This is a genomic window from Acinetobacter sp. 18QD2AZ41W (genome assembly GCF_009829025.1).
GTDB lineage: Bacteria > Pseudomonadota > Gammaproteobacteria > Pseudomonadales > Moraxellaceae > Acinetobacter > Acinetobacter pseudolwoffii.
The window spans coordinates 267,727-289,215 of the sequence record NZ_WURP01000003.1 but is presented as its reverse complement, the minus strand read 5'-3'; the positions used below and the strand labels follow the sequence as shown (position 1 = coordinate 289,215).

Annotated in this window: 19 protein-coding genes; 13 read left to right on the top strand and 6 right to left on the bottom strand. The window is 43.3% G+C overall.

Annotated elements, in window-relative coordinates; genetic code table 11:
- Positions 1–24: 24 nt before the first annotated feature.
- The 4 genes from GVV58_RS07230 (at position 25) to GVV58_RS07215 (ending at position 4,167) form a co-directional block, all read left to right on the top strand.
- A complete protein-coding gene (locus tag GVV58_RS07230; protein ID WP_159516253.1) occupies positions 25–1,470 on the top strand; it encodes a protein adenylyltransferase SelO family protein in 1,446 nt (481 codons plus the stop codon).
- Between the two features lie 73 nt (positions 1,471–1,543).
- Positions 1,544–1,915: an MmcQ/YjbR family DNA-binding protein gene (locus GVV58_RS07225; protein WP_064102305.1), complete on the top strand. Its 372-nt coding sequence runs from the start codon at positions 1,544–1,546 to the stop codon at positions 1,913–1,915.
- A 48-nt stretch (positions 1,916–1,963) separates the two neighbouring features.
- On the top strand, positions 1,964–3,448 hold the full coding sequence (locus tag GVV58_RS07220) for a DKNYY domain-containing protein (RefSeq protein ID WP_064102304.1): 1,485 nt from the start codon (positions 1,964–1,966) through the stop codon (positions 3,446–3,448).
- A gap of 164 nt (positions 3,449–3,612) precedes the next feature.
- Entirely contained in the window at positions 3,613–4,167 is a 555-nt protein-coding gene (locus GVV58_RS07215) for a GNAT family N-acetyltransferase (RefSeq protein WP_074384057.1), read from the top strand.
- 235 nt (positions 4,168–4,402) lie between these two features.
- On the opposite strand, the gene GVV58_RS07210 is transcribed toward GVV58_RS07215, so the two are convergent.
- Together GVV58_RS07210 and baeS are read right to left on the bottom strand one after the other, a co-directional pair.
- Positions 4,403–5,089 carry a response regulator gene (locus tag GVV58_RS07210; protein WP_004278304.1) on the bottom strand — a complete coding sequence of 229 codons (687 nt, stop codon included), beginning with the start codon at positions 5,087–5,089 and terminating at the stop codon, positions 4,403–4,405.
- A gap of 13 nt (positions 5,090–5,102) precedes the next feature.
- Positions 5,103–6,755 (bottom strand): sensor histidine kinase efflux regulator BaeS, encoded by a 1,653-nt coding sequence (gene baeS, locus GVV58_RS07205; RefSeq protein ID WP_005095758.1) that lies wholly within the window; start codon positions 6,753–6,755, stop codon positions 5,103–5,105.
- A gap of 135 nt (positions 6,756–6,890) precedes the next feature.
- On the opposite strand from baeS, the gene GVV58_RS07200 reads away from it, so the two are divergent.
- The 3 genes from GVV58_RS07200 (at position 6,891) to GVV58_RS07190 (ending at position 11,558) form a co-directional block, all read left to right on the top strand.
- The gene (locus GVV58_RS07200) at positions 6,891–7,502 is read left to right on the top strand and encodes a hypothetical protein (protein ID WP_159516252.1); all 612 of its coding nucleotides are present in this window, start codon (positions 6,891–6,893) and stop codon (positions 7,500–7,502) included.
- Positions 7,503–7,805: 303 nt separating this feature from the next.
- Positions 7,806–9,608 carry an acyl-CoA dehydrogenase C-terminal domain-containing protein gene (locus GVV58_RS07195; protein WP_159516251.1) on the top strand — a complete coding sequence of 601 codons (1,803 nt, stop codon included), beginning with the start codon at positions 7,806–7,808 and terminating at the stop codon, positions 9,606–9,608.
- A 168-nt stretch (positions 9,609–9,776) separates the two neighbouring features.
- A complete protein-coding gene (locus GVV58_RS07190; protein WP_159516250.1) occupies positions 9,777–11,558 on the top strand; it encodes an acyl-CoA dehydrogenase C-terminal domain-containing protein in 1,782 nt (593 codons plus the stop codon).
- 62 nt (positions 11,559–11,620) lie between these two features.
- Here GVV58_RS07190 and GVV58_RS07185 read toward each other — a convergent pair whose 3' ends face one another.
- Entirely contained in the window at positions 11,621–11,827 is a 207-nt protein-coding gene (locus GVV58_RS07185) for a hypothetical protein (RefSeq protein ID WP_005095746.1), read from the bottom strand.
- A 173-nt stretch (positions 11,828–12,000) separates the two neighbouring features.
- Here GVV58_RS07185 and GVV58_RS07180 point away from each other — a divergent pair, with 173 nt between their 5' ends.
- Positions 12,001–12,498 (top strand): phosphate-starvation-inducible PsiE family protein, encoded by a 498-nt coding sequence (locus tag GVV58_RS07180; protein WP_005172599.1) that lies wholly within the window; start codon positions 12,001–12,003, stop codon positions 12,496–12,498.
- 38 nt (positions 12,499–12,536) lie between these two features.
- Here the strand turns inward: GVV58_RS07180 and GVV58_RS07175 are convergent, their stop codons facing one another.
- Positions 12,537–12,992: an RcnB family protein gene (locus tag GVV58_RS07175; RefSeq protein WP_159516249.1), complete on the bottom strand. Its 456-nt coding sequence runs from the start codon at positions 12,990–12,992 to the stop codon at positions 12,537–12,539.
- Between the two features lie 179 nt (positions 12,993–13,171).
- On the opposite strand from GVV58_RS07175, the gene GVV58_RS07170 reads away from it, so the two are divergent.
- A complete protein-coding gene (locus GVV58_RS07170) occupies positions 13,172–13,624 on the top strand; it encodes a hypothetical protein (RefSeq protein ID WP_074384053.1) in 453 nt (150 codons plus the stop codon).
- An 83-nt stretch (positions 13,625–13,707) separates the two neighbouring features.
- Here the strand turns inward: GVV58_RS07170 and GVV58_RS07165 are convergent, their stop codons facing one another.
- Both GVV58_RS07165 and znuD read right to left on the bottom strand, forming a co-directional pair.
- Positions 13,708–15,171 (bottom strand): phospholipase D-like domain-containing protein, encoded by a 1,464-nt coding sequence (locus GVV58_RS07165; protein ID WP_159516248.1) that lies wholly within the window; start codon positions 15,169–15,171, stop codon positions 13,708–13,710.
- A 105-nt stretch (positions 15,172–15,276) separates the two neighbouring features.
- On the bottom strand, positions 15,277–17,415 hold the full coding sequence (gene znuD, locus GVV58_RS07160; RefSeq protein WP_159516247.1) for a zinc piracy TonB-dependent receptor ZnuD: 2,139 nt from the start codon (positions 17,413–17,415) through the stop codon (positions 15,277–15,279).
- Between the two features lie 140 nt (positions 17,416–17,555).
- Between znuD and GVV58_RS07155 the strand changes: the two genes are divergently transcribed.
- From GVV58_RS07155 to GVV58_RS07140, 4 genes are all read left to right on the top strand, one after another.
- Positions 17,556–18,320, top strand: coding sequence for a DUF4184 family protein (locus GVV58_RS07155; RefSeq protein WP_005095731.1), 765 nt, complete (start codon positions 17,556–17,558; stop codon positions 18,318–18,320).
- Positions 18,321–18,482: 162 nt separating this feature from the next.
- Positions 18,483–20,267 carry an aspartate--tRNA ligase gene (gene aspS, locus GVV58_RS07150; RefSeq protein WP_100357499.1) on the top strand — a complete coding sequence of 595 codons (1,785 nt, stop codon included), beginning with the start codon at positions 18,483–18,485 and terminating at the stop codon, positions 20,265–20,267.
- Between the two features lie 114 nt (positions 20,268–20,381).
- Positions 20,382–20,603 carry a hypothetical protein gene (locus tag GVV58_RS07145; RefSeq protein WP_004733007.1) on the top strand — a complete coding sequence of 74 codons (222 nt, stop codon included), beginning with the start codon at positions 20,382–20,384 and terminating at the stop codon, positions 20,601–20,603.
- 18 nt (positions 20,604–20,621) lie between these two features.
- Positions 20,622–21,482, top strand: a complete 861-nt coding sequence (locus GVV58_RS07140) for a lysophospholipid acyltransferase family protein (protein WP_159516246.1) — start codon at positions 20,622–20,624, stop codon at positions 21,480–21,482.
- Positions 21,483–21,489: the final 7 nt, after the last annotated feature.

The window sequence follows — 21,489 nt, the reverse complement described above, 5'->3', positions numbered from 1 at the left end:
TATTCCAAGCCTGTACTGAGTGCCATGTATTTTAACTCTCGTTATCAAACCCTTCCTGCTGCCCTTTATCACCATCAAGTTCCGCTGCCGTTGAAAGGCGCAAAAGCCGGGCATTTTAACGTAGCTTTGGCAGAACAACTGCAATGGTCAGATGAAGACAAAGCGCAATGGGTCGAGATGTGTAGTGGTCAGAAAGTCTTTGCTGAGTTTCAACCCTTGGCCATGGTCTACGCAGGTCATCAGTTTGGTCAATGGGCTGGACAATTGGGAGATGGTCGCGGCCTGTTAATTGCACAGATCCTTGATCAGGAAGGTCAGACTATTGACCTGCATTTAAAAGGTGCGGGTGCAACGCCCTATTCGCGTATGGGTGATGGGCGTGCAGTGCTGCGTTCAGTGATTCGTGAATATCTGGCGGGTCATGCATTAAATGCTTTGGGTGTAGCATCCAGTAATGCAGTAGGTTTTACTTCCTCAATGCAAGGTATTCAGCGCGAAAGGCTGGAGCCGGGTGCGATGATGTTACGTACCTCAGACTGTCATATTCGTTTCGGGCATTTTGAATGGATCAATCAGTATCAGTCGGATCTGCTGGCTGAATTTACCCAGAAATGTATTGAATGGCATTATCCGGAATGCCTGCAAGCCGAACAGCCGATTCTGAGCTTTGCCACCAAAGTTATTCAGCGCACTGCCGTCATGATTGCCAAATGGCAACTGGTTGGCTTCGCGCATGGCGTGATGAATACTGACAATCTGAATATTACCGGCTCGACTTTGGACTTTGGTCCTTATGGCTTTATGGAACGCTTCCGTCCGAACTGGATCAATAACCATTCGGATTATCAGGGGCGTTATACCTATCAGCAACAACCAAGTATCGGGCACTGGAACTTGTGGCAATGGTTAAACAATCTGGTTCCCCTCTGCCCTGTGAATTATGACAAAGAACAATGGAAACAGGATCTGGCCGGCTGTCTGGAACATTATGAGCCGACATTCTTGGAACATTACAAACACGGTTTAAACCAGAAAATGGGTTTACCAGGTTTCCATAAAGACAGTTTTGACTGTGCGATGGCATTTTTACGAATCTTGCAAAGTGAGCAACTGGATTACACCCAGAGTTTTATCCGCCTGCAAAATAAAGACTATGACGCTATTAAAGATGATTGTCTGGATCGCCGTCAGTTTGAAGCTTTCCTGACACAATATGAAACTATTCGTGCACATCAGGATATTGAAGAACTGGATGCCGCCATGAAGCAAGCCAATCCGCATTACATTCTGCGCAATCACATGGCACAGAAAGCCATTGAACGGGCAGAGCGTGATGATTTTTCCGAAGTCGATCGTTTGTTTAAATTGCTCAGCCAGCCTTATCTGAAACAGCCAGATCTTGAACATGCTGAAGATTTAGCACCATTGCCAAGTGATGTGCCAGAAGTAATGGTCAGCTGTTCTTCTTAATTTATTCACATCTAAAATAAAAACTGTGGATAATTTAAACACTATCCACAGTTTTTTTATTTATTCACAGCTTATGACCTTACACACTCTTACTGCCCAAACTGCTTTAAAACTTCCTGAAGTAACAGTCACCCAGCCTTTTGGCAAGGGCTGTGATGTTTATAAAGTCATGGATAAAGTCTTTATGCTGACTTTTCATTTGCAAAGTAAAGCTGCCATTAATTTAAAAGTCGAGCCTGAGCACGGTGCAATGCTGCGGGATATTTATCCATATATTCGTACTGGCTGGCATATGAATAAACAGCATTGGATTTCAGTTTACGAGGAGGAAGATCTGGATGAATCTTTGATTAAAGATTTGGTGCTGAATTCTTATGAGTTGGTTGTGGCAAAATTGAAGAAAGTTGAAAGACAGAGAATTTCTCTATTAAATACTAAAAATTAAATAACCTAATACTTCAAGAATAAAATTTCATTGCTCATGTGAGGATGCATGTCAAATATAAAAATGATAGGGATTGCTTTAACCATACTAGTCTTAATCTATCTATTTCCTCAATTCACCAAACCCACTTTAAGCAAGGAGGAACGCTTAGCGCAATTCTCCCCTCCAGGACTCATCACAGATTATTTTAACCGTACAGGGGTCGCTCTTGTTAAAAATGAATCGTCTCATTTTCAAAAATTTAATAATCAAATTTATTACTTTTTCCCCATTCCACTTGCTCGATATGGCGTTCCCATTCCAGAAGCGGATGTAAACTCATTTAAAACATTGGCTCAACATTTCCATTGGAAAGATTCTTTTGATCAAGATCAAAATCGAAGAAAAAATATAGCCCTAGATAAGAACAATGTGTATTGTGGATTTCAAAAAATTCCTAATCTAAGCCCTTCTCGTTTAATTTATCTGGGAGGGGGCTATCTGACTGATCATCAAAATACTTATTTTTGTGATTGGAATTTTAGGGCAAGTTCAGATTCGATCGATCCTACTTTATCTGAAAAAATAGATTCGATGTTATTGGGGAGAAAAATTGCAAAATCAGGATACCACTACCCTCTATATCAGTTAAAAAATGGTAAGCAAAACTATAAGCTAATAATTAAAAATATCGTGACGAATGGTGAATCGACTTATGTTGAAGGACAACAGTTAAAATCAACAGATCCATATCACTTAAGATATTTAACCTCCTTTCAACCCCATGAAAAAATCTGGCAAGAAAACAGCTATATCACAGATCAAAAAAATGTTTTTTATAAACATGAAATTTTAGATTTAAATTACAATGACGCTTTAAAATCCATTCCATTTGACTTCGAAATTTACTTATATGACCCACTAAGCGATCGCTATTTTTATCAATCACATAAAATTGATTATCCAAATCTAAAGATAATTAAAAAAGATGACAATCATACCTTTTTCCCAATTTTTACTTCTGAGGATCAAATCGCTTTTTTTAATACTCAAAAGCTTCAACTTGAAGTCCTCAACAAAAATCCCTTTATCTCAGACCTTCACAGATTATCCCCAAGTGTATTCAGTAATGGTAAGCACATTTATTTTTTTAGAAAATATCAAACCTTCTCAAGCACTTTATTCATGTTTTTTTCTGAATTATGCTCAACAACTTCAGAAATTAGAATGCTAAACAATATGCCCTTCTCTCAATGGAAAAAAGAGGAAGATGTGTTCATTCAGCATCCCTTATATAAAGGGATTTCGCTCAAAGGGAGTTTTTGGATATATAGAAATCGAATTTTTTACCTTCCAGAATATGGAAGCTGGACTGAATCTGTGTTTGAGGTGAGGCAGAGCACTACAATTGATCAATTACGTAAAAATCAACTGAGCTACCCTCAGGCAGAAGAATTGTTAAAAAACAAGGACATATTCAAGCCAGTAAAAGGTAAAAAATTCAGTAAAATTAAGGATGTTCAACGTTTTTGCTTTAAAAATATTTTGTCCTAATGTCATTTGACCCCCAACCGAATGTGTATTGATGTAAGGCATGACTATTTAACGATGAACTTTTATCAACTGAAAAATTAAATTACTTAGGAACATTTAAGCTGTACTTGAATAAACTGATCATATATTTTTAAACTAAAGCTAGAATTTTAAATTAAATAACTATGAAAACTCGCAAAGTATTAGCTTCGCCTATAAAAACTGATCGTCTAAATTTACGTAAATTTCAGACTGGGGATGAAAATTCTCTCTTTACTGAATATTTCGGAGACTGGGAAGCGAGCAAATACCTCCAGAGAATGCCACATAAAAATATAAGTCAGACAAAAAACATGTTGGAAAATTGGTGTGGGGTCAACTGGGAAGACCCAGATGAAAATTTTGCCTGGATTGTCAGCGACCAGAAAACTGATTTGGCTCTGGGAATTGTATTGTTTTTTAATAAAGAGAATTGTGGGGAAATCCACTTTGGACTAGGAAAAAAATTTCAAGGACAAGGGTTCATGCAAGAGTCACTAAAAGCTGTAATTACCTATTTAAAAAATAATAGCACTCTTGAAAGAATTGAGACTTTTTGTGATGCAGAACATAGCAGATCAAAAAACGCCCTGATGAAATCAGGTTTCACCCAAACAGACATTTTAAAAAATTGGGCAAGATTTCCTTTAATGGGTGAGGATACTAGAGACTGCCTTCATTATTATATTGAAATAAATTAAAATATTGATAGCTTAAAGTTTTTCGCACTCAATCAGAATCTAAAAAAGTAATAAATAATTTAGATCAGAATAAATTCTTAACCATCAAAAACCCTAGGTTTCAGAACCCTTTAAAAATGATCCAGGAGGCATTATACAAGTGTCCTGTTCTTTTCATAAAATCAAAAGAATAATGCTTTATAAAAAAAAGCGAATAAGTACTCACCCATTCGCTTTTCTTAAGCCGGACTAAAAATCAGTCTTCAGGATATTCAAAACGGTAACCGACCCCATACACCGCCTGAATCCACTCATGACGGTTACCGGTTTCAGCAGCATCCGAAATTTTACGGCGCAGGTTTTTGATATGACTGTCAATCACGCGATCCGCGACATCAAAACTGTCTGGATTGATATGATCCAGCAATTGCGCACGTGAATAGACCTGCCCGACATGTTCCAGGAATAACTCCAGTAAACGGAATTCAGTCGGGGTCAGATTCAAGGCCTTTTGTTGATACCAGATACGCTGTTGGGATTTATCCATACGGAACAGATCATTACTTTCCGGTTCTGATTTACGGTCCAGACGACGTAAGACTGCCTGTACCCGTGCAACCAACTCTTTTGGACTAAATGGTTTACACAGATAATCATCTGCGCCCATATTCAGTCCCAACACACGGTCAATTTCTTCGGTACGCGCGGTCACCATAATAATCGGCAAATCTGACTGTTCACGCACTTTACGGCAAATGGTCAGACCGTCCATACGCGGCACCATCAAGTCCAAAATCATCAGACTCGGTTTACGCTGGGTAAAACTGTTATATGCTTCCTGCCCATCATGAAACATACTGACCTCAAAACCAGCAGCTTCCAGATAGTCTCGCACCAATTGTGCAAGTTCGATTTCATCTTCAACCAGCATGACATGTTTCATCAATATATTTCCTTTAGGGTTTCATTTGTTTAGGAAAACTCAGTTTGCAGCGTAAACCACCGAGTGGTGAATGCGCAAAGCTTAAGCTGCCACCCAGCGCCTGCGTAATTTTACATGATAATGCCAAACCAAGCCCAGTTCCGCCAGTCGCCCGGGTACGCGAATCATCGACACGATAGAAACGCTCGCCAATCCGCGCCAGTTGCTCATCGCTCAAACCAAATGGGCTGTCATCGACATATAAGCTCCATTCTTTCTCATCCTGCATGCTATGAATATGCACCTGCCCGCCCGCTTCAGTATAGCGAATACTATTACTCAGCAAGTTCGCCACAATCTGTTTAAAACGATCCAGATCCAGATTTAACTCAGTATCTTCGCCATTTGCGGTGACCGTCAATTTAGCCTGTTCAAAGTTTGGCTGGAAGTTGATCAGTTCCTGCTGTACCACCTCCCACGGATTCACCGTCGAGAAGTAAAATTGCAATTGCTGCGCATCGGCCTGTGCCAATGCGGCCAGATCCTGTGTCAGTTTTTTCAGGCTGGTGACCTGCGCCAGCATGGAAGCAAAATGTTCAGGGGTGGGTTTACGAATCCCATCCTGCATCGCTTCAATCTGTGCCTGCAATACCGCCAATGGCGTTTTCAATTCATGTGAGGTATCTGCCACCCATTGACGGCGTGAGGTTTCATGCTGATCCAGAATCACAGCCAAGGCATTTAATTCATTGGACAAATCACCCAATTCATCATTGCGGTTGACTTTGACCTGATACTGATAATTGCCTTGGGTCAGAGCACGCGTACCATTCAGCAAACGTTGAATTGGTTTCTTGAAATAAGTCGCCAATAACAAGGAGGCAATCAGACTGGCCAAAATACTGAGCGCATAGACCAAAAATAAATAACGCTTTTGATTACTAAAAAAATTAATACTTAAGGCATCATCCTGATCCAGAACCGGCTTTAAGCCCAGATAGCCAACAATCTGATTATTCACCATAATCGGACGATAGGAAATCTGCTCATCTGAAGCCTCACCGACCACAAAACGCCGTTTTGCATCATACAATGAAAGACGTGAACTGAGACCAAGACGGTCCGGCATCTGGATAAACTGCTTCTTGCCGGTCGGCTGCTGTGCTGCTTGTTCGCCATTCTTACGGTCAGTTCTAAACAGATTCTGATTGGAACTCAGCGGGAATTTTAGGCCTTCAAAGGGCTGAAACTGCGAGGGTAGATTGGAAGCCAGGAGGCGTAACTCTTCTTCATTGACCTGACGCGGTGGCAAAGCCGGATCGACCATACTGGGTGCGACTTGAACCAGGGTCTGTTCCTGAAAATAGCGCTGCTGCAAGGCAATATCATACTGACGGCGCAGCCACCAGCGTGATAAACGATCATAATCATCTGGCGCAGCCTCCCCTTCCATTTGTAGAATCTGGGCCTGAATCGCATTGCCCCAGTCCTGATACACCGCATAGACATCCGCCAGATTTTTAATCACATAATCCAGTTTCTGCATTTCGACATCAGCCACATAGCGGGCGAAATTACGCTGCATATTCAGATGCAGTACACCCAGACTCACTGTGGTAATAACCAGCGTGGTCAACAGTACGGTCAAAAATAGACGTAATGCAATCGGAATACGGCGAATGTTCAAAACAGAAATCTCAATTTTTCTTCTATATTCATTATTGTAGCGAACATGGCATCAAAAAACTCTTCATTGTTTCTTCATCTTTATTGTTTAATCTTTACCTGACATAAAATCAGGTTCTTGACGGGAATAAATACAATGCAAGCCATGACAAAAATAGCCTTAATCAGCGCCAGTGTTCTTTCTATAGGGGCTTTGACTGCCTGTCAATCTACCAGCAATGTACCGAACAATGAGCATCGCCAAATGATGAAACATCATCATGAGGGTAAAAAACAGCATCATCTTTCGCCTGAACAGCGCGAGCTGTTTAAGGCAAAGCGTGCGGAACGTCTGCAATTTGCCAAACAGCTGCAACAGGCCTGTGACAATAAAGCCGTAGGTTCAGCGGTTCAAATCAAGGCCGGTGATAAAACCATTGATGGCAGCTGCACTATCGTTTTTAAAGCCGATCGTAAAAACATGCAAGGCCAGCGCGGTGAACACCGCGGCATGAAAGGTGAACATCGTCCAATGCGTGCCGATGTCCGTGGCGGCATGATGCGCGGTGAAGCATTAACTGATGCAAAACGTGCAGAATTGACCAAACAGTTTGATCAACGTCTGGCTCAGCGCCAGGCACAACAACAAGCGATGCTGCAAGCCTGTCAAGGCAAGAAAGATGGTACTGCTGCACAGATCAAAGCAGGTGAACAAACAGTGAATGGTCAATGTCATGTTCGTTTCCAGCCCAAAACATCTGCCTATTAATGCATAGGAATCAATGATTCACGACAAGCACCTTCGGGTGCTTTTTTATTGCGTGCTATTTACCCTGGATAGTTGACTATTCGTATCATACAAAATATGACTAAAGCCTTTATACTCAATATGTTTAATACGTCATGCATATTAATCTTTGACTTTACAGTCACCAAGAAATCCCCCTGAAAAGCTTGTACCGCAGGGGAAGATGTTGCAGGATTAGAATCATTCCAAACCGTGTCAGTGAAGATACGTTTTTAGTTCATCTAAGATTATAACGCTGGTTAAACCAGTATTGAGGAAACCGATATGCCACAATACAAAGCGCCTTTACGTGATATGCAATTTGTGTTGCATGAATTATTAAATGCTGAACAACACTATGCAAATCTCCCTGCATTCCAAGAAAACGTAAGCCGTGAACTGGTAGATCAGTACTTAGAAGCTGCGGCTGATTTCTGTGAAAATGAACTTTCTCCGATTAACCAGGCGGGCGACCGTGAAGGTTGTACCTGGAATGACGGCGTGGTGACTACACCAACAGGCTTTAAAGAAGCGTATCAAAAATACATCGAGCTTGGCTTCCCTTCACTTTCTGCTGAAGAACAGTATGGCGGTCAAGGTTTACCAAATTCTTTAGGGATTACCATTTCTGAAATGGTCGGTACTGCGAACTGGGCATGGGGCATGTACCCTGGCCTGTCTCACGGTGCGGTTCGTACTTTAGAACACCACGGTTCAGCTGAACAAAAAGATGCTTACCTGCCTAAACTGGTTTCAGGTGAGTGGACGGGTACCATGTGCCTGACCGAGTCGCATGCAGGTTCTGACCTGGGTATTATCCGTACCAAAGCCGAGCCTCAAGCAGATGGCAGCTACGCCATTTCTGGCGAGAAAATCTTCATCTCTGCGGGTGAACACGACATGGCTGAAAACATCATCCATATCGTACTGGCACGTTTACCGGGCGCACCGAAAGGCACCAAAGGTATTTCATTATTCATCGTACCGAAGTTCAACCTAAATGCCGATGGCTCTATTGCCGATCGCAATGGCGTACGTTGTGGTTCAATCGAACATAAAATGGGGATCCACGGTAACGCAACCTGTGTGATCAACTTCGATAACGCGAAAGGCTTCCTGATTGGCCCTGAAAACCGTGGTCTGAACTGCATGTTCACCTTCATGAACACCGCACGTATCGGCACGGCAGTACAAGGTCTGGCAGCGTCTGAAGGTTCTTTCCAGGGTGCACTTGCCTACGCAAAAGACCGTCTGGCGATGCGTTCACTGTCTGGCCCTAAAAACCCGGAAAAAGAAGCAGATCCAATCATTGTGCATCCAGCTGTACGTAACATGCTGCTAACCCAAAAAGCATATGCTGAAGCAGGTCGCGCACTGGTTTACCTGTTGGCGCAATATGCGGACGTGGTTGAACATGCTGTAGAAGAAGCCGATCGTAAATTTGCAGACAATATCTTGTCTCTACTTACCCCAATCGCAAAAGCATTCCTGACTGAAACCGGTTCTGAAGCTGCGAAACACGGTGTGCAGGTCTTCGGTGGTCATGGCTTTATTTCTGAGCATGGCATGGAGCAAATCGTACGTGATACACGTATTGCCTGTTTGTACGAAGGTACCACTGAAATTCAGGCGCTGGACTTGTTAGGTCGTAAAGTGTTGGGTACTCAAGGTGCGATGTTGAAAGACTTCACCAAGATGATCCACAAATTTGCTGAAGCGTACAAAGACAATGCTGCAATGAAAGAATTCGTTGAGCCATTGGCTGCCTTGAACAAGGAATGGGGCGACCTGACCATGCAAATTGGTATGCGTGCGATGCAAAACCCTGAAGAAGTCGGTGCAGCTGCGGTCGATTACCTGTACTTCTCTGGTTATGTCACCCTGGCTTACCTATGGGCACGTATGGCACTGGTTGCTCAAGAGCAACTGGCTGCTGGCACCACTGAAGTTGACTTCTACAATGCCAAAGTGACCACTGCACGCTTCTACTTCAAGAAAATCCTGCCACGCGTTCGTTCACATGTTGACGTGATCGCAACAGGTGTAGAGCCATTGATGAACCTGGATGCAGAACATTTCGCATTCTAAGTTAGAATCAGACTAATCGCATCACAGAAAAAGGACGGTCAATGAACAGACAGTCCTTTTTCTTTATAACGAGTTACAGAATTAACCTTTAGTCGTCTAACATTCAGATTTTGAGTCCTTTAGACTGATTAAAACTTATTTAATCAAACAATAAACAGGTGACACACCATGCCAATTTATGACGCGCCACTTGCCGATATGAAATTCATCCTTAACGATGTCTTTAATGCAGAACAATTCTGGCAAGCCAATGAAAATTTAGCGCACCTCGATGCTGCAACAGCAGAAGCCATTCTGGAAGAAATGGCGAAATTTGCGCAAAACGTGACCCTGCCACTCAACCGTAGCGGTGATGAAGAAGGCGCAAAATATGAAAATGGCAATGTGACTACCCCTGCTGGCTTTAAAGAAGCCTTTAAACAATATGCAGAAGGCGGCTGGATCGGGCTGGGCGCAGATACCGAATGGGGCGGCCAGGAAATGCCGAAAATGCTAACGGTACTTTCTGATGAAATGCTGTTTGCCACCAACCCGTCTTTCATGCTGTATCCGCTGCTGTCTGTCGGTGCAGGTATGGCCTTAAACAGCTATGCTTCACAAGCGCAAAAAGAAATCTATTTACCTAAAATTTATTCGGGTGAATGGTCAGGCACCATGTGCTTAACCGAGCCACATGCCGGTACAGATCTGGGGATTATCAAAACCAAAGCTGAACGCAATGAAGATGGTAGCTATAGCATCACCGGCACCAAGATTTTCATCACTGGTGGTGATCATGATCTGGCGGAAAACATCATTCATTTAGTTCTGGCCAAAACACCAGATGCACCTGCGGGTTCACGTGGTATTTCCCTGTTCATCGTACCGAAATTCCTGGTCAATGAAGATGGTTCTGTTGGCGAACGCAATCCTGTAGGGCCAGGTTCTATCGAACACAAAATGGGCATTAAAGCTTCTGCGACCTGTGTCATGAATTTTGATGGCGCTAAAGGTTATCTGGTGGGTAAAGAAAACGAAGGTCTGGCTGCGATGTTCGTGATGATGAACTACGAGCGCCTGTCCATGGGGATTCAGGGCTTAGGTGCTTCTGAATTTGCTTATCAAAATGCTGCACAATACGCGACCGATCGTTTACAGGGTCGCAGTGCGGCTGGCGTTCAATCGCCAAACAAACCGGCGGACAGTATTCTGGTGCATGGTGATGTACGCCGTATGCTGCTGAATGTACGTGCCAACAATGAAGCGTCTCGTGCCTTTGCAGTCTATGTCGGTCAGCAACTGGACATTACCAAGTTCTCTACCGATCCAGAAGCGGTGAAAAAAGCCAATGACCGCGTGGCACTACTCACGCCAATCGCAAAAGCCTATTTAACCGATACTGCCTTCCAGGCAACATTAGATGCGCAAATGGTGTTTGGTGGTCATGGCTATATCCGTGAATGGGGCGTGGAACAATGTATCCGTGACCTGCGTATTTCCCAGATCTATGAAGGCACCAACGGCGTACAGTCACAAGATTTAATCGGTCGTAAAACCATTAAATGTGGCGGTGAATATATCTCTGAATATATCTCTGAAATCCGTGACTTTGCCAACAGTCTGGATGCAGACCTAAACTTCATTAAAGACGCCACTTTGGATGCAGCAACTGAAGTCGAATCGGTGACTCAGTTTATTCTGGAAGCAGCAAGAGAAAGTCATGATTTCCCGAACTCGACCGCGGTCGACTATCTGCACGCTGTCGGTCTGCTCAGCTTCTCGTATATGTTCGCGCGTATTGCCAATGCTGCGAAAAATAAAGAGGGCGAGTTCTATCAAAACAAACTGGCTTTGGCGAATTATTTTGTGCAACGCATTCTGCCTGAGCTGGCTCTACGCATCACCAAAGTAAAATCAGGTTCTGACCTGATCATGAACTTCTCTGAAGATTACTTCACGACTCAAGCTTAAGCTGAAACAGCCATAATCAAAAATGCCTGCTTGATGCAGGCGTTTTTATTACAATTCGAAACTTAAACTTTCTGAATCATTAAAGAATCCGGTTGATTATTGCTTTTCGGATTCAGATGTTTATTCACAATTTTGATATTCCCCTCTGACTCTAAAGACTCGCAGAGTTCCACCACCTTTTGCATATCTTCAGCCTTAATGCCTACGCCGAGGATTAATTTTTTTCCGGCTTCTAATTGGTCAATTTTTGTTTGAATTTTATCTAACACTTTTTTCTCCTATTTATTCAATGTACCACCCATACAATATAGCAATTTAGTCTAAAAAAAGCGCAAAAGTTCAAATAATTTAATCTTTATTTTTCATCCAATCATTCTGTGCATAATTTTTGCAGGTTATTCTCTAAGTATCGTTTATATCAAATAAAAATCAGGAAGATCTTATGCCGAAACCCCATCCCAAAGTTGAAAAACTTGAAGCCCTCCTCGACCGTTTTGGTAATCTTGCTGTAGAAAGTTTTCATTATATTGCCCTGTTTGTAATTGGCTGTATGGTGATCTGGTCTGCCGGTCATACCGTCGTCGACATTCTAACCGTTAAACAGTTCGCCACCATTGACGATATTCTTTTACTGTTCATCTATCTCGAACTCGGTGCCATGGTTGGGATCTATTTTAAAACCAATCATATGCCGGTACGCTTCCTGATTTATATTGCCATTACCGCACTGACCCGCTTGCTCATTGCGGACATTCAGCACACGCATAAAGCCAGTATGGATCTGGTGATTATTACCGGTTCGATCCTGATTATGGCATTTGCCATTTTAGTGGTGCGCTATGCGTCATGGACCTACCCATCGGTGATTCGTGACAAACACAGCGAGAAACCAGTGCCACAAGGCAAAACGCCTCGTCCGGAAGATGATGAGTTGGCTTGATATAAAAAATCCCCCTTGAATAAAGGGGGATTTTTAACTTAACGATTCGGCACCAGCACATAACGTCCATTTTCATAAATCCAGTAACTGCCACGCGGTGGTGCAGGTAAGCCCAGACGCTGCCAGTCACTGATAACGCTATATCTTGAACTTTCAATTCGAGCCACATTCGGATCGCCATTCACCCAGCTATAGCTATTGGAATTTTGATAAATGGTGGTCGGCGCCTGATACTGGATATTGAGACCACTTTGACTTTGAGCCGGCGGATAACCCCAATGGATCGGGCGTTGCGGGTAATGTGGTCTAGGTGGCATCGGACGCTGCGGATAAGAGTGCCGTGGTGGATCATAAGAGCGTGATGGTGCAGCGCGGTAATTCGGTTTAGAACGTTCAACCCCTGTATATCCACCCCAAGCGTTTCCGGCCATCGTCTGTGCAGAAGCCCCCAATAGCAATGCAGCAAATATTGCACTCAATAACACTATTTTCATTTGAGCTTCCTCTCAATCACTTGTCTATATTTTAAACAAAATAAATGCAGAAAATATGAATAAGCTTACTGACCCTGCAATTTTTTGTAATGTGCCTGCGTATTTTCAATCTAGCAGGCCCATCGGCAGGCGACTGCTTTATGCTAAAATCACTTTTTTAATGTTTCGAGTTGAATACCGTGTCTGATTTAAATTTCGATCGTTTACATGAATATTTTTCTAAAGTGCCGAGTGTTCAAAAAGAACGGATTGATAGCTATGGTTCAGATGGCAAACAGGCATGGTGGTTTAAATTTCAGATCAATGTAGATCATCCGTTGGCTTGGCAGACCGTACAGGAACTAGGTCATGTCCTGAATTATATTTCTAAAAATGAACGTCTTCCGACTCAGTTCCTGCCAGTATCGCCACCACCGTATATGAATGGTGTCGCCAAAGATTTCTTGTCTTGGGTGATTCAATGTAATCATGCCGACTTCCCGCCAGATGTAGTCTGTGACTGGCTAGAAGCGCGTTTACCCAATCCGGTCGACCATGAAGAGCAATGGAAAATTAAAACGGATCTTGCTGAACTTGAAGCATTGTCCGATAAAGAACTGGATGAACTGGTTCCACCGAATCCGGAGCCTTAAAAAATCCCTCCTACCCTCCCTTTAAAAAAGGGAGGTAAAGTCCCTCTTTTAAAGGGAGGGATTTAGGGAGATTATTAGAGATGCTAAAACGTCGACCAGCCGCTCCATTCCATAAAGCGGTACAGCCAATATTTAGACCATGAATTGTCTTCATATTGTCTATAGTCCACACTCATCACACGGCCATTCAGATTTGACCATGCACCATCAAAATATTGTTGGGCATCTTTAAACACTTCTGCCTGATGCTGACCCAGCACGCGCATATTGGTTTCCAGATTATAGTTTTTCAGATTGCGTGCGGTGAAATTGGCCGAGCCTAAAATCATTTCAGCCTGCTGAGCATTACGCTTCATCAATATTTTGCTATGACATTGCTCACCCTGGGTATTGCACCAGCGTACATCAATGCCTGCCTTGTGCAGTTCCGAAGCCACCTGCCGGTTTGGAATCCCATTTTTCTCACGGCCAAAGGCATCTTTATTGGGATCGAGTAAAACCCGAACCTTAACCCCGCGTTCATGCGCCGCGATCAGACTTTTAATAATCTTGCGCTCGGACAGATAAAACATGGCCAGATCAATCTGTTCATTTTCTTTCGCCGTCTGAATCAGATTTAAAGTCGCATCATAAATGGCTTTTTCCGTCAGGACCTGAACTTGTGGCTGGGTATTTTCTGCCTGAAAATCGCCCGCGATAATGGCTGGCATATTGGCCTGTGACATGATGCCGACCGATTGTTCTGTTCTCAGAATATCCACGGCTGTGGTTCCCCAGACCAATAAACCGATATTGGAATGCCGCGAACTCCCATCATGCGGATTCATGGAGGTGACCAGCGCTTTCCAGCCCTGATCAGTATCCACCACCAAGGTTTTACGATGATTGGCTTTAAAGTTAAATAAATCAAAATAACTGCGCAGGGTAATTTTTTCTGGGCCAAATGGATTCGGTAACCAGCCTTTTTCCGGATTATTACCAATGCCCTGGCAACATAAATACCAGAACCCCGACCAGCTCGGATTGGACGCCCGCAAAGGGATCAGATTGGTTTCAATTACATCGATACCATGCTGACGTAACTTGCGATACTGCTCGGACTGAATTCCGCCATAGACTGAATTGATCGGATCGGTAATGAACTTGATTTCAACTTGCGGTTGCAGCAGACGTTTACTGATTAAGGCATCGCTCAACTGTTGACTCAATGCCTGATGTTCCTGTGTCGAGGCACCGGTTTGCTGATTAAATAAAAACAGATCCAGCACAATCAGTGATTTGGCCTCTTCAATCATCTTCAGCATTTCATTAAAAATACGATGATCTAAGTGCTGTTTTCCTTGTGCATCCAGATAAGTCCGATCGGCCAGAAACTTGACTTCGGCATGGCGCAGCTTGCCGGTGTAATTCAGACCTTCTGGTAAAGGCTTATAAGTATGATAAACAGCAGATGCCAGATAACTGACCGCCAGTAGACTGATAATCAATGCCGCATAACGGCGATTTGACCAGTTCAGTTTATTGTGAATTTGTTGAAAGATACGCATAAGAAAAAACCTAACCCAATATGCTCAGGCTAGGTTTTATCAGATGATTTTTCAAGTCAATTTCAGTGACATCTCTTTGATTTGGTCAGTTATTTCATCACTACTTTAGAAATCATACTGCACACCGACGCTAAAGTTACGACCGACTTGCGGAATATTCGACAGGAATGAAGTATGGGAATAGACCTGATCATCGAGCAGGTTATTGGCCTTGAAATACACCCGATAAGCATTGTTATCTGCAAGGGTATTGGTATAGCTTAAGCCCACATTGACCATGTTGTAGCCTTGGGTTTCCTCTTCATAGCTGGCAATCTTGTCCTGATTGAAGACATGATAATATTCAGCCAGACCTGACCAGCCATCGGCAAAATCTGCTTCCACTTTGCTGCCTAAGCGACCGGCAGGAATACGTGGTGCATTCTCAGCTTCAATTTTGCCACGCACGTAATCGCCAAAGACACTCAGCTTGTACATATCATTGATCTGATAACCGGCTTGAGCCTCAGTGCCATAGAATCTGGCCTGGTCTTGGGTATATTGCACGCCGCGCAAATTACCTTTCTGCGCTACCGTTTCGCCATAAATATAATCATCAAACCAGTTGTGATAGACATGCACATGGTAATCCAGTTTATCCCCTGCATAGTGCAGACCTAATTCAAGATTATTTGACCTTTCTTTATCAAGATCAGGATTCCCCACTTCATAGGTATTGGTCGCAAAATGCAGACCATCAGCATACAGCTCTTGCGCTAGAGGCAAACGCTGTTGATGTGATCCCACTACAGACAGTTTGTAATTCGGTGCAAACTCCCAATTCGCAGCGGCAGAGGCAGAAACACCCGTACCGGAATAATCTTTTTGCTCCGAATCCACTTTTACTTTTTGATGATCGACACGTGCTCCAAGTTCAACATGAACATCGCCGAACTGCTTATGTTCTAAAGCAAAAAGGCTGTATTTTTGGGTTTTGGTATCTGCCATTAACACATCATGATTATGACCCGCATGCTCACTCTGATCGTGCTCATGTCCTTCATGATCGTGTTCTGCATGACTATGCGATTCTGGAGCCGATAAATTAATTTTCTGCTGTGAAAGCTGGGTGCCAATGACACCTTCCCAACCTGCAACAGGAACATGCACCAGTTCTAGACGTGCATCATAACCCTTACTTTTAAAGTTGCTGATGACTGCATTTTCTTCCAGTTCATCATGTTCATAATCGGTAAAGCTGGCATGCGCACGCAACTTGTCAAAACCGGCAAAAGGTTGTTCTAGCTCGGTACGAACATCATAACGCTCAGAGTTTAAATCTACCCACGGCCCCGCTGTTTCTTCATGATCATGCTCATCTTCGCCCGGTTTTGGACAGTGAAAATGATCGCCATGAATTTCACAGCCATGATATTCATGGCTGTGTCCTGGCAGACCATACTGATCCTGACGGTTGCTATAAGATAAGCCGACAAAACCACGGTCATGGATCCATGATCCACCAATATTCACCGTTTGCCCTTCGGCAAAGGTATTGTCTACACGGCGCTGTTTATGAAAATGTGAGTGATCTCCATGAGACTCTTCAACGACATAATCTGGTGCAATATAATCATTGGCCTTACGTTTTGAGCCTTCTACACGCAAAGCAAAATTTTCACCAATTCCAGCCGTAATTCCTGCACTGGCCAGTTTCTCATCACTACCGGTGTTATAGCGCAGACCGACTGTACCTTCCAGACCATCTTCAGGCATCTGGGTCGGAATTTTTTGATCAGTGACATTTACCAGACCACCGACTGTACCGGCACCATAAAGCAACGTAGATGGACCGCGAATCACTTCGACCTGTTTCGCCAGAATCGGATCAACGGTGACAGCATGGTCAGGAGACAAAGTAGATACATCCGCTGTTTCAGAAGCATGCTGCAACACTTTCATACGTGGACCATCTTGACCACGAATCACCGGACGGCTTGAGCCTGAGCCATATTGATTAGAATAAGCCCCAAGCTCATCTGCCAAGGCATCACCAATGGTGGTGGCACGTTCAGACAGCGCTTTCTGATCCACCACATGATCTGCAACCGCAAAATCTGCCGCAGTCTGCACCAATGGATGAGCTTGCACCTGAATCGTGTCCATGGTCTGAATCGGGATAGAAGATGAGGATTGCTCTGCAAATACTGTAGGCGCAACTACAGCAAAAATTGACAATGTTATTAGATTCTTAGGAAAGGACATGACCGAAGCTCAAATTCAGTAATCTGGGTTAGTGTTATAATATAACATTTCATTATTTTTGCAATCCTTTACGATACTCAGTGCTATATTTTATTAGAATGTCCTTTGAATATTTTTGATTACATTAAAGCATTATCTTTATGCCCTTTACCTTATCGCATGCTGTGCTTGCTCCACCTATTTCATATTTGACTGGGAATAGACTACCTATTGCTGCGCTGGCCATTGGCAGCATGGTCCCCGATCTACATCGTCTGTTTACTCATACTAATTCTAATATTACCCATTTATGGTCTTCGTTGATTCATCCGGATCTCTGGATCGGTCTGGCTTTTTGTGCCGTCTGGTACCTGATTTACCGGCCCGTGATTTACCGTTTCATCGGTATTCAGCATGATTTAAAGATTCACAATATCCTTTCAGCACTAAAATTTATCCTGGTGATATGTCTGGCACTCATCATTGGTACAGCCACGCATTTAATCTGGGATGGACTAACCCATGTCGATTTTCGAACTTTTGCCTTTCATGATTTTTTAGCCCAACAGTTTCAGCTATTTGGCAACAGCTATCCCTTGCATCGGATTTTACAGATCGGCACATCCGTGATCGTTTTGCCTTTTATCCTGTGGATGAGCCTGCATTACTACAAAACTCATCAGCAATATCTTGCAGTTAGCCTGAAAATCAAGTCGTTTGCCTGGGGGTTATTCCTTATATCTATCTTGACCGGCTTATTTTCTGTCTGGGATTATGCGCGCTATATTTCTACGGAAGTCTGGCAATCGGACCTCTATTATTTTACTGGTCGCTCGATCAATGAATTTAGCCAAGGCTTTCTGATCACCTTCAGTCTGGGCTGTTTGCTGTTTTTATTTTTAGATCGCGATCGCCGGATGGGCTAAGCAAAGTGCTGGCTTTTATCTCATTCACTTTAAAATGATATTGTTTTTGACCCAAGTTCTTGTGACAACATGCCCAAAGAGGCATAATCCTACCTCTACTCAAAGCGGTACGCTGTTTACGTATTCGCTGACCTTAACCCATATAGTTGGATTTCTAACGCTATGATGCGAACTCATTACTGCGGTTCTTTAACCGAAACTCAAATTGACCAGACTGTAACATTATGCGGTTGGGTTCACCGTCGCCGTGACCACGGTGGTGTGATTTTCCTTGATATGCGTGACCGTGACGGTCTTGTTCAAGTGGTTATTGACCCGGATACCCCTGAAGCATTCGCAACTGCGGACAAAGTACGTTCAGAATTCGTATTAAAAATTACAGGCCGTGTACGTCGCCGTTATGAAGGCACAGAAAATGCCAATATGGTGAGCGGTCAGATCGAAGTCTTGGGTAAAGAAATTGAAGTTCTTGCTCAGTCAGACACTCCGCCATTCCCTTTGAATGACGAAAACACCAATATTTCTGAAGAAATTCGTTTGAAATACCGTTTCTTGGACATCCGTCGTCCAGAAATGTTAGATCGCCTACGTTTCCGTTCTAAATTGACCAACCTGATTCGTAACTACTTCGAAGACAATGGTTTCCTAGACGTTGAAACGCCGATCTTGACCCGTGCAACCCCAGAAGGTGCGCGTGACTATTTGGTACCAAGCCGTGTATCAAACGGTAGCTTCTACGCACTGCCACAATCTCCACAGCTGTTCAAACAGTTGTTGATGGTCGGCGGTATCGATCGTTACTACCAAATCGCAAAATGTTTCCGTGACGAAGACCTGCGTGCAGATCGTCAGCCAGAATTTACCCAGATTGACGTTGAAACATCGTTCATGAGTGACGATGACATTATGGATTTGATGGAAACCTTGACGGTTAAAATGTTCAAAGAACTTTTAAATGTTGAATTCGACAAATTCCCACGTATGACTTATGCCGATGCAATGCGTGACTATGCATCTGATAAACCGGATATGCGTATTCCTTTGAAACTGGTTGACGTTGCAGACATGATGCAAGACGTTGAGTTCAAAGTATTCGCAGGTCCTGCTAAAGATCCTAAAGGTCGTATCGTTGCGCTTCGCGTACCGGGCGCAGGTTCATTGCCACGTAGCCAGATTGATGAATACACCAAATTTGTCGGCATCTACGGTGCAAAAGGGTTGGCTTATATCAAAGTCAACGAACTTGAAAAAGGTATCGAAGGTCTTCAGTCTCCAATCGTGAAATTCATCGAGCCAATCGTGCTGGATCTGTTGAAACGTGTGGGTGCTGAAAATGGCGACATCGTATTCTTCGGTGCGGACAAAGCCAAAATCGTAAACGATGCGATGGGTGCTTTACGTATTAAAGTCGGCCATGACATGAAATTGGCAACATGTGAGTGGGCGCCGCTTTGGGTCGTTGACTTCCCGATGTTCGAAGAAACTGACGATGGCAAATGGACCTCTGTGCATCACCCATTCACGCTACCGAAATCAAGCGTTGAAGAGGTGAAGAACAATCCAGGTGCTGCACTTTCTGTTGCTTACGATATGGTATTGAACGGTACTGAAGTGGGTGGTGGTTCGCTGCGTATTCATAACCTTGAAATGCAAAAAGCGATTTTTGAAGCTTTAGGCATTGATGAAGAAGAAGCGGAAGAGAAATTCAGCTTCTTGCTCAATGCTTTACGTTATGGCGCGCCTCCACATGGTGGCTTGGCATTCGGTCTTGACCGTCTGGTAATGTTGATGACTGGTGCATCTTCAATCCGTGACGTGATCGCATTCCCGAAAACCAAAACTGCGGAATGTCCATTGACGCAAGCACCGGCACCAGTTGAATCAAACCAACTGCGTGACCTTGGTATTCGCTTACGTGAAAAACCAAAAGCTGAATCTCAAGAATAATTCTTGAAGATTTAAGTGAAAAGCCCTGCCTTGCGCGGGGCTTTTTTTGTGTGATTGAGTCGACTCTGGAACAGTGGCATAATAGCGATAGTTTTTAATCTAAGGTAATTCGCAATGGCTATGCGTCCTGCAGTTCGTAATCGCAGCATTATGCTTATTGTATTTTCAGTGGTTCAATGGCTGTTCATGCGTTATATCCTTGCCAACAACCTGTTCAACCTCGATACCAATGAACGTATTGTGTATTTTTGCCTGAGCAGTATTTTAGGTGCCTTACTGATTTTCGTCGGTTTGATTTATATGGTGCTGAAGGGCAATCCAGATAAAGACCTATAATCTGACGCTCTGGATAGCATGTACACCTTACTGAAAAATTTCTCCAAATTTCCATTAAGATTGATTCAAAATCTTGCGCAACTGGCTGGATCTCTTTTGTATCTCAGCCATTCTTCTGCACGCCGAGTGACTGAGATTAATCTGGCCTCTGCCTATCCTGAACTTTCGGAATCTGAACGTGCTGATTTAAGCAAACGCAGCCTGAAAAGTCAGTGTATGACCTATGCAGAATCGGTCAAGATTTGGGGTTCATCACCAGATTATGCGCTGTCTTTAATTCGAGATGTGCATGGTGCAGATTTATTTATTCAGGCTTTAAAAAACCCGCATGGCTGCTTGGCGGTAGTGCCTCATTTTGGCACGTGGGAGCTGTTGAATGTCTGGGTCAATCAACATACCTCTCCTGTGATTATGTATAAGCCCAGCAAAAATGAAGATGTCGATCGCTTTATGCTGGAAGCTCGGCAACGTCTGAATGCGACACTGGTTCCGACCGATGATTCTGGTGTGCGTGCTTTATTTAAGCATCTCAAACAGGGTGGTTTTTCTGCGATTTTACCGGATCATGTCCCGAAAGAATCTGGTGGAATCTATTCTTATTTTTATGGTCAAAATGCGCTATCTTCTACACTTCTTTCCAAACTTGCGGCTAAAACACAATGCTCTGTGGTTGGACTCAGTTGTTTAAGACGTGAAGATTTATCGGGTTATGATATTTACGTGACTGAATTATCAAATGATATTTTATCGAAAGATTTGCAGCTTTCTGTAGATACTTTAAATAAAGAAATGGAGCGCATGATTAATGTCGCTCCAGAACAGTATTTGTGGGGGTATAAAAGGTTTAGGAAGTTGGAAAATCGTAAAAAAATCTATTAGATATAAT

What these genes read in the sequence shown, in the direction of transcription:
- GVV58_RS07230 (WP_159516253.1), top strand. Translation starts at nt 25, where the DNA reads ATGTATTTTAACTCTCGTTATCAAACCCTTCCTGCTGCCCTTTATCAC.
- GVV58_RS07225 (WP_064102305.1), top strand. Translation starts at nt 1,544, where the DNA reads ATGACCTTACACACTCTTACTGCCCAAACTGCTTTAAAACTTCCTGAA.
- GVV58_RS07220 (WP_064102304.1), top strand. Translation starts at nt 1,964, where the DNA reads ATGTCAAATATAAAAATGATAGGGATTGCTTTAACCATACTAGTCTTA.
- GVV58_RS07215 (WP_074384057.1), top strand. Translation starts at nt 3,613, where the DNA reads ATGAAAACTCGCAAAGTATTAGCTTCGCCTATAAAAACTGATCGTCTA.
- GVV58_RS07210 (WP_004278304.1), bottom strand. Translation starts at nt 5,089, where the DNA reads ATGAAACATGTCATGCTGGTTGAAGATGAAATCGAACTTGCACAATTG.
- GVV58_RS07200 (WP_159516252.1), top strand. Translation starts at nt 6,891, where the DNA reads ATGCAAGCCATGACAAAAATAGCCTTAATCAGCGCCAGTGTTCTTTCT.
- GVV58_RS07195 (WP_159516251.1), top strand. Translation starts at nt 7,806, where the DNA reads ATGCCACAATACAAAGCGCCTTTACGTGATATGCAATTTGTGTTGCAT.
- GVV58_RS07190 (WP_159516250.1), top strand. Translation starts at nt 9,777, where the DNA reads ATGCCAATTTATGACGCGCCACTTGCCGATATGAAATTCATCCTTAAC.
- GVV58_RS07180 (WP_005172599.1), top strand. Translation starts at nt 12,001, where the DNA reads ATGCCGAAACCCCATCCCAAAGTTGAAAAACTTGAAGCCCTCCTCGAC.
- GVV58_RS07175 (WP_159516249.1), bottom strand. Translation starts at nt 12,992, where the DNA reads ATGAAAATAGTGTTATTGAGTGCAATATTTGCTGCATTGCTATTGGGG.
- GVV58_RS07165 (WP_159516248.1), bottom strand. Translation starts at nt 15,171, where the DNA reads ATGCGTATCTTTCAACAAATTCACAATAAACTGAACTGGTCAAATCGC.
- znuD (WP_159516247.1), bottom strand. Translation starts at nt 17,415, where the DNA reads ATGTCCTTTCCTAAGAATCTAATAACATTGTCAATTTTTGCTGTAGTT.
- GVV58_RS07155 (WP_005095731.1), top strand. Translation starts at nt 17,556, where the DNA reads ATGCCCTTTACCTTATCGCATGCTGTGCTTGCTCCACCTATTTCATAT.
- aspS (WP_100357499.1), top strand. Translation starts at nt 18,483, where the DNA reads ATGATGCGAACTCATTACTGCGGTTCTTTAACCGAAACTCAAATTGAC.
- GVV58_RS07145 (WP_004733007.1), top strand. Translation starts at nt 20,382, where the DNA reads ATGGCTATGCGTCCTGCAGTTCGTAATCGCAGCATTATGCTTATTGTA.
- GVV58_RS07140 (WP_159516246.1), top strand. Translation starts at nt 20,622, where the DNA reads ATGTACACCTTACTGAAAAATTTCTCCAAATTTCCATTAAGATTGATT.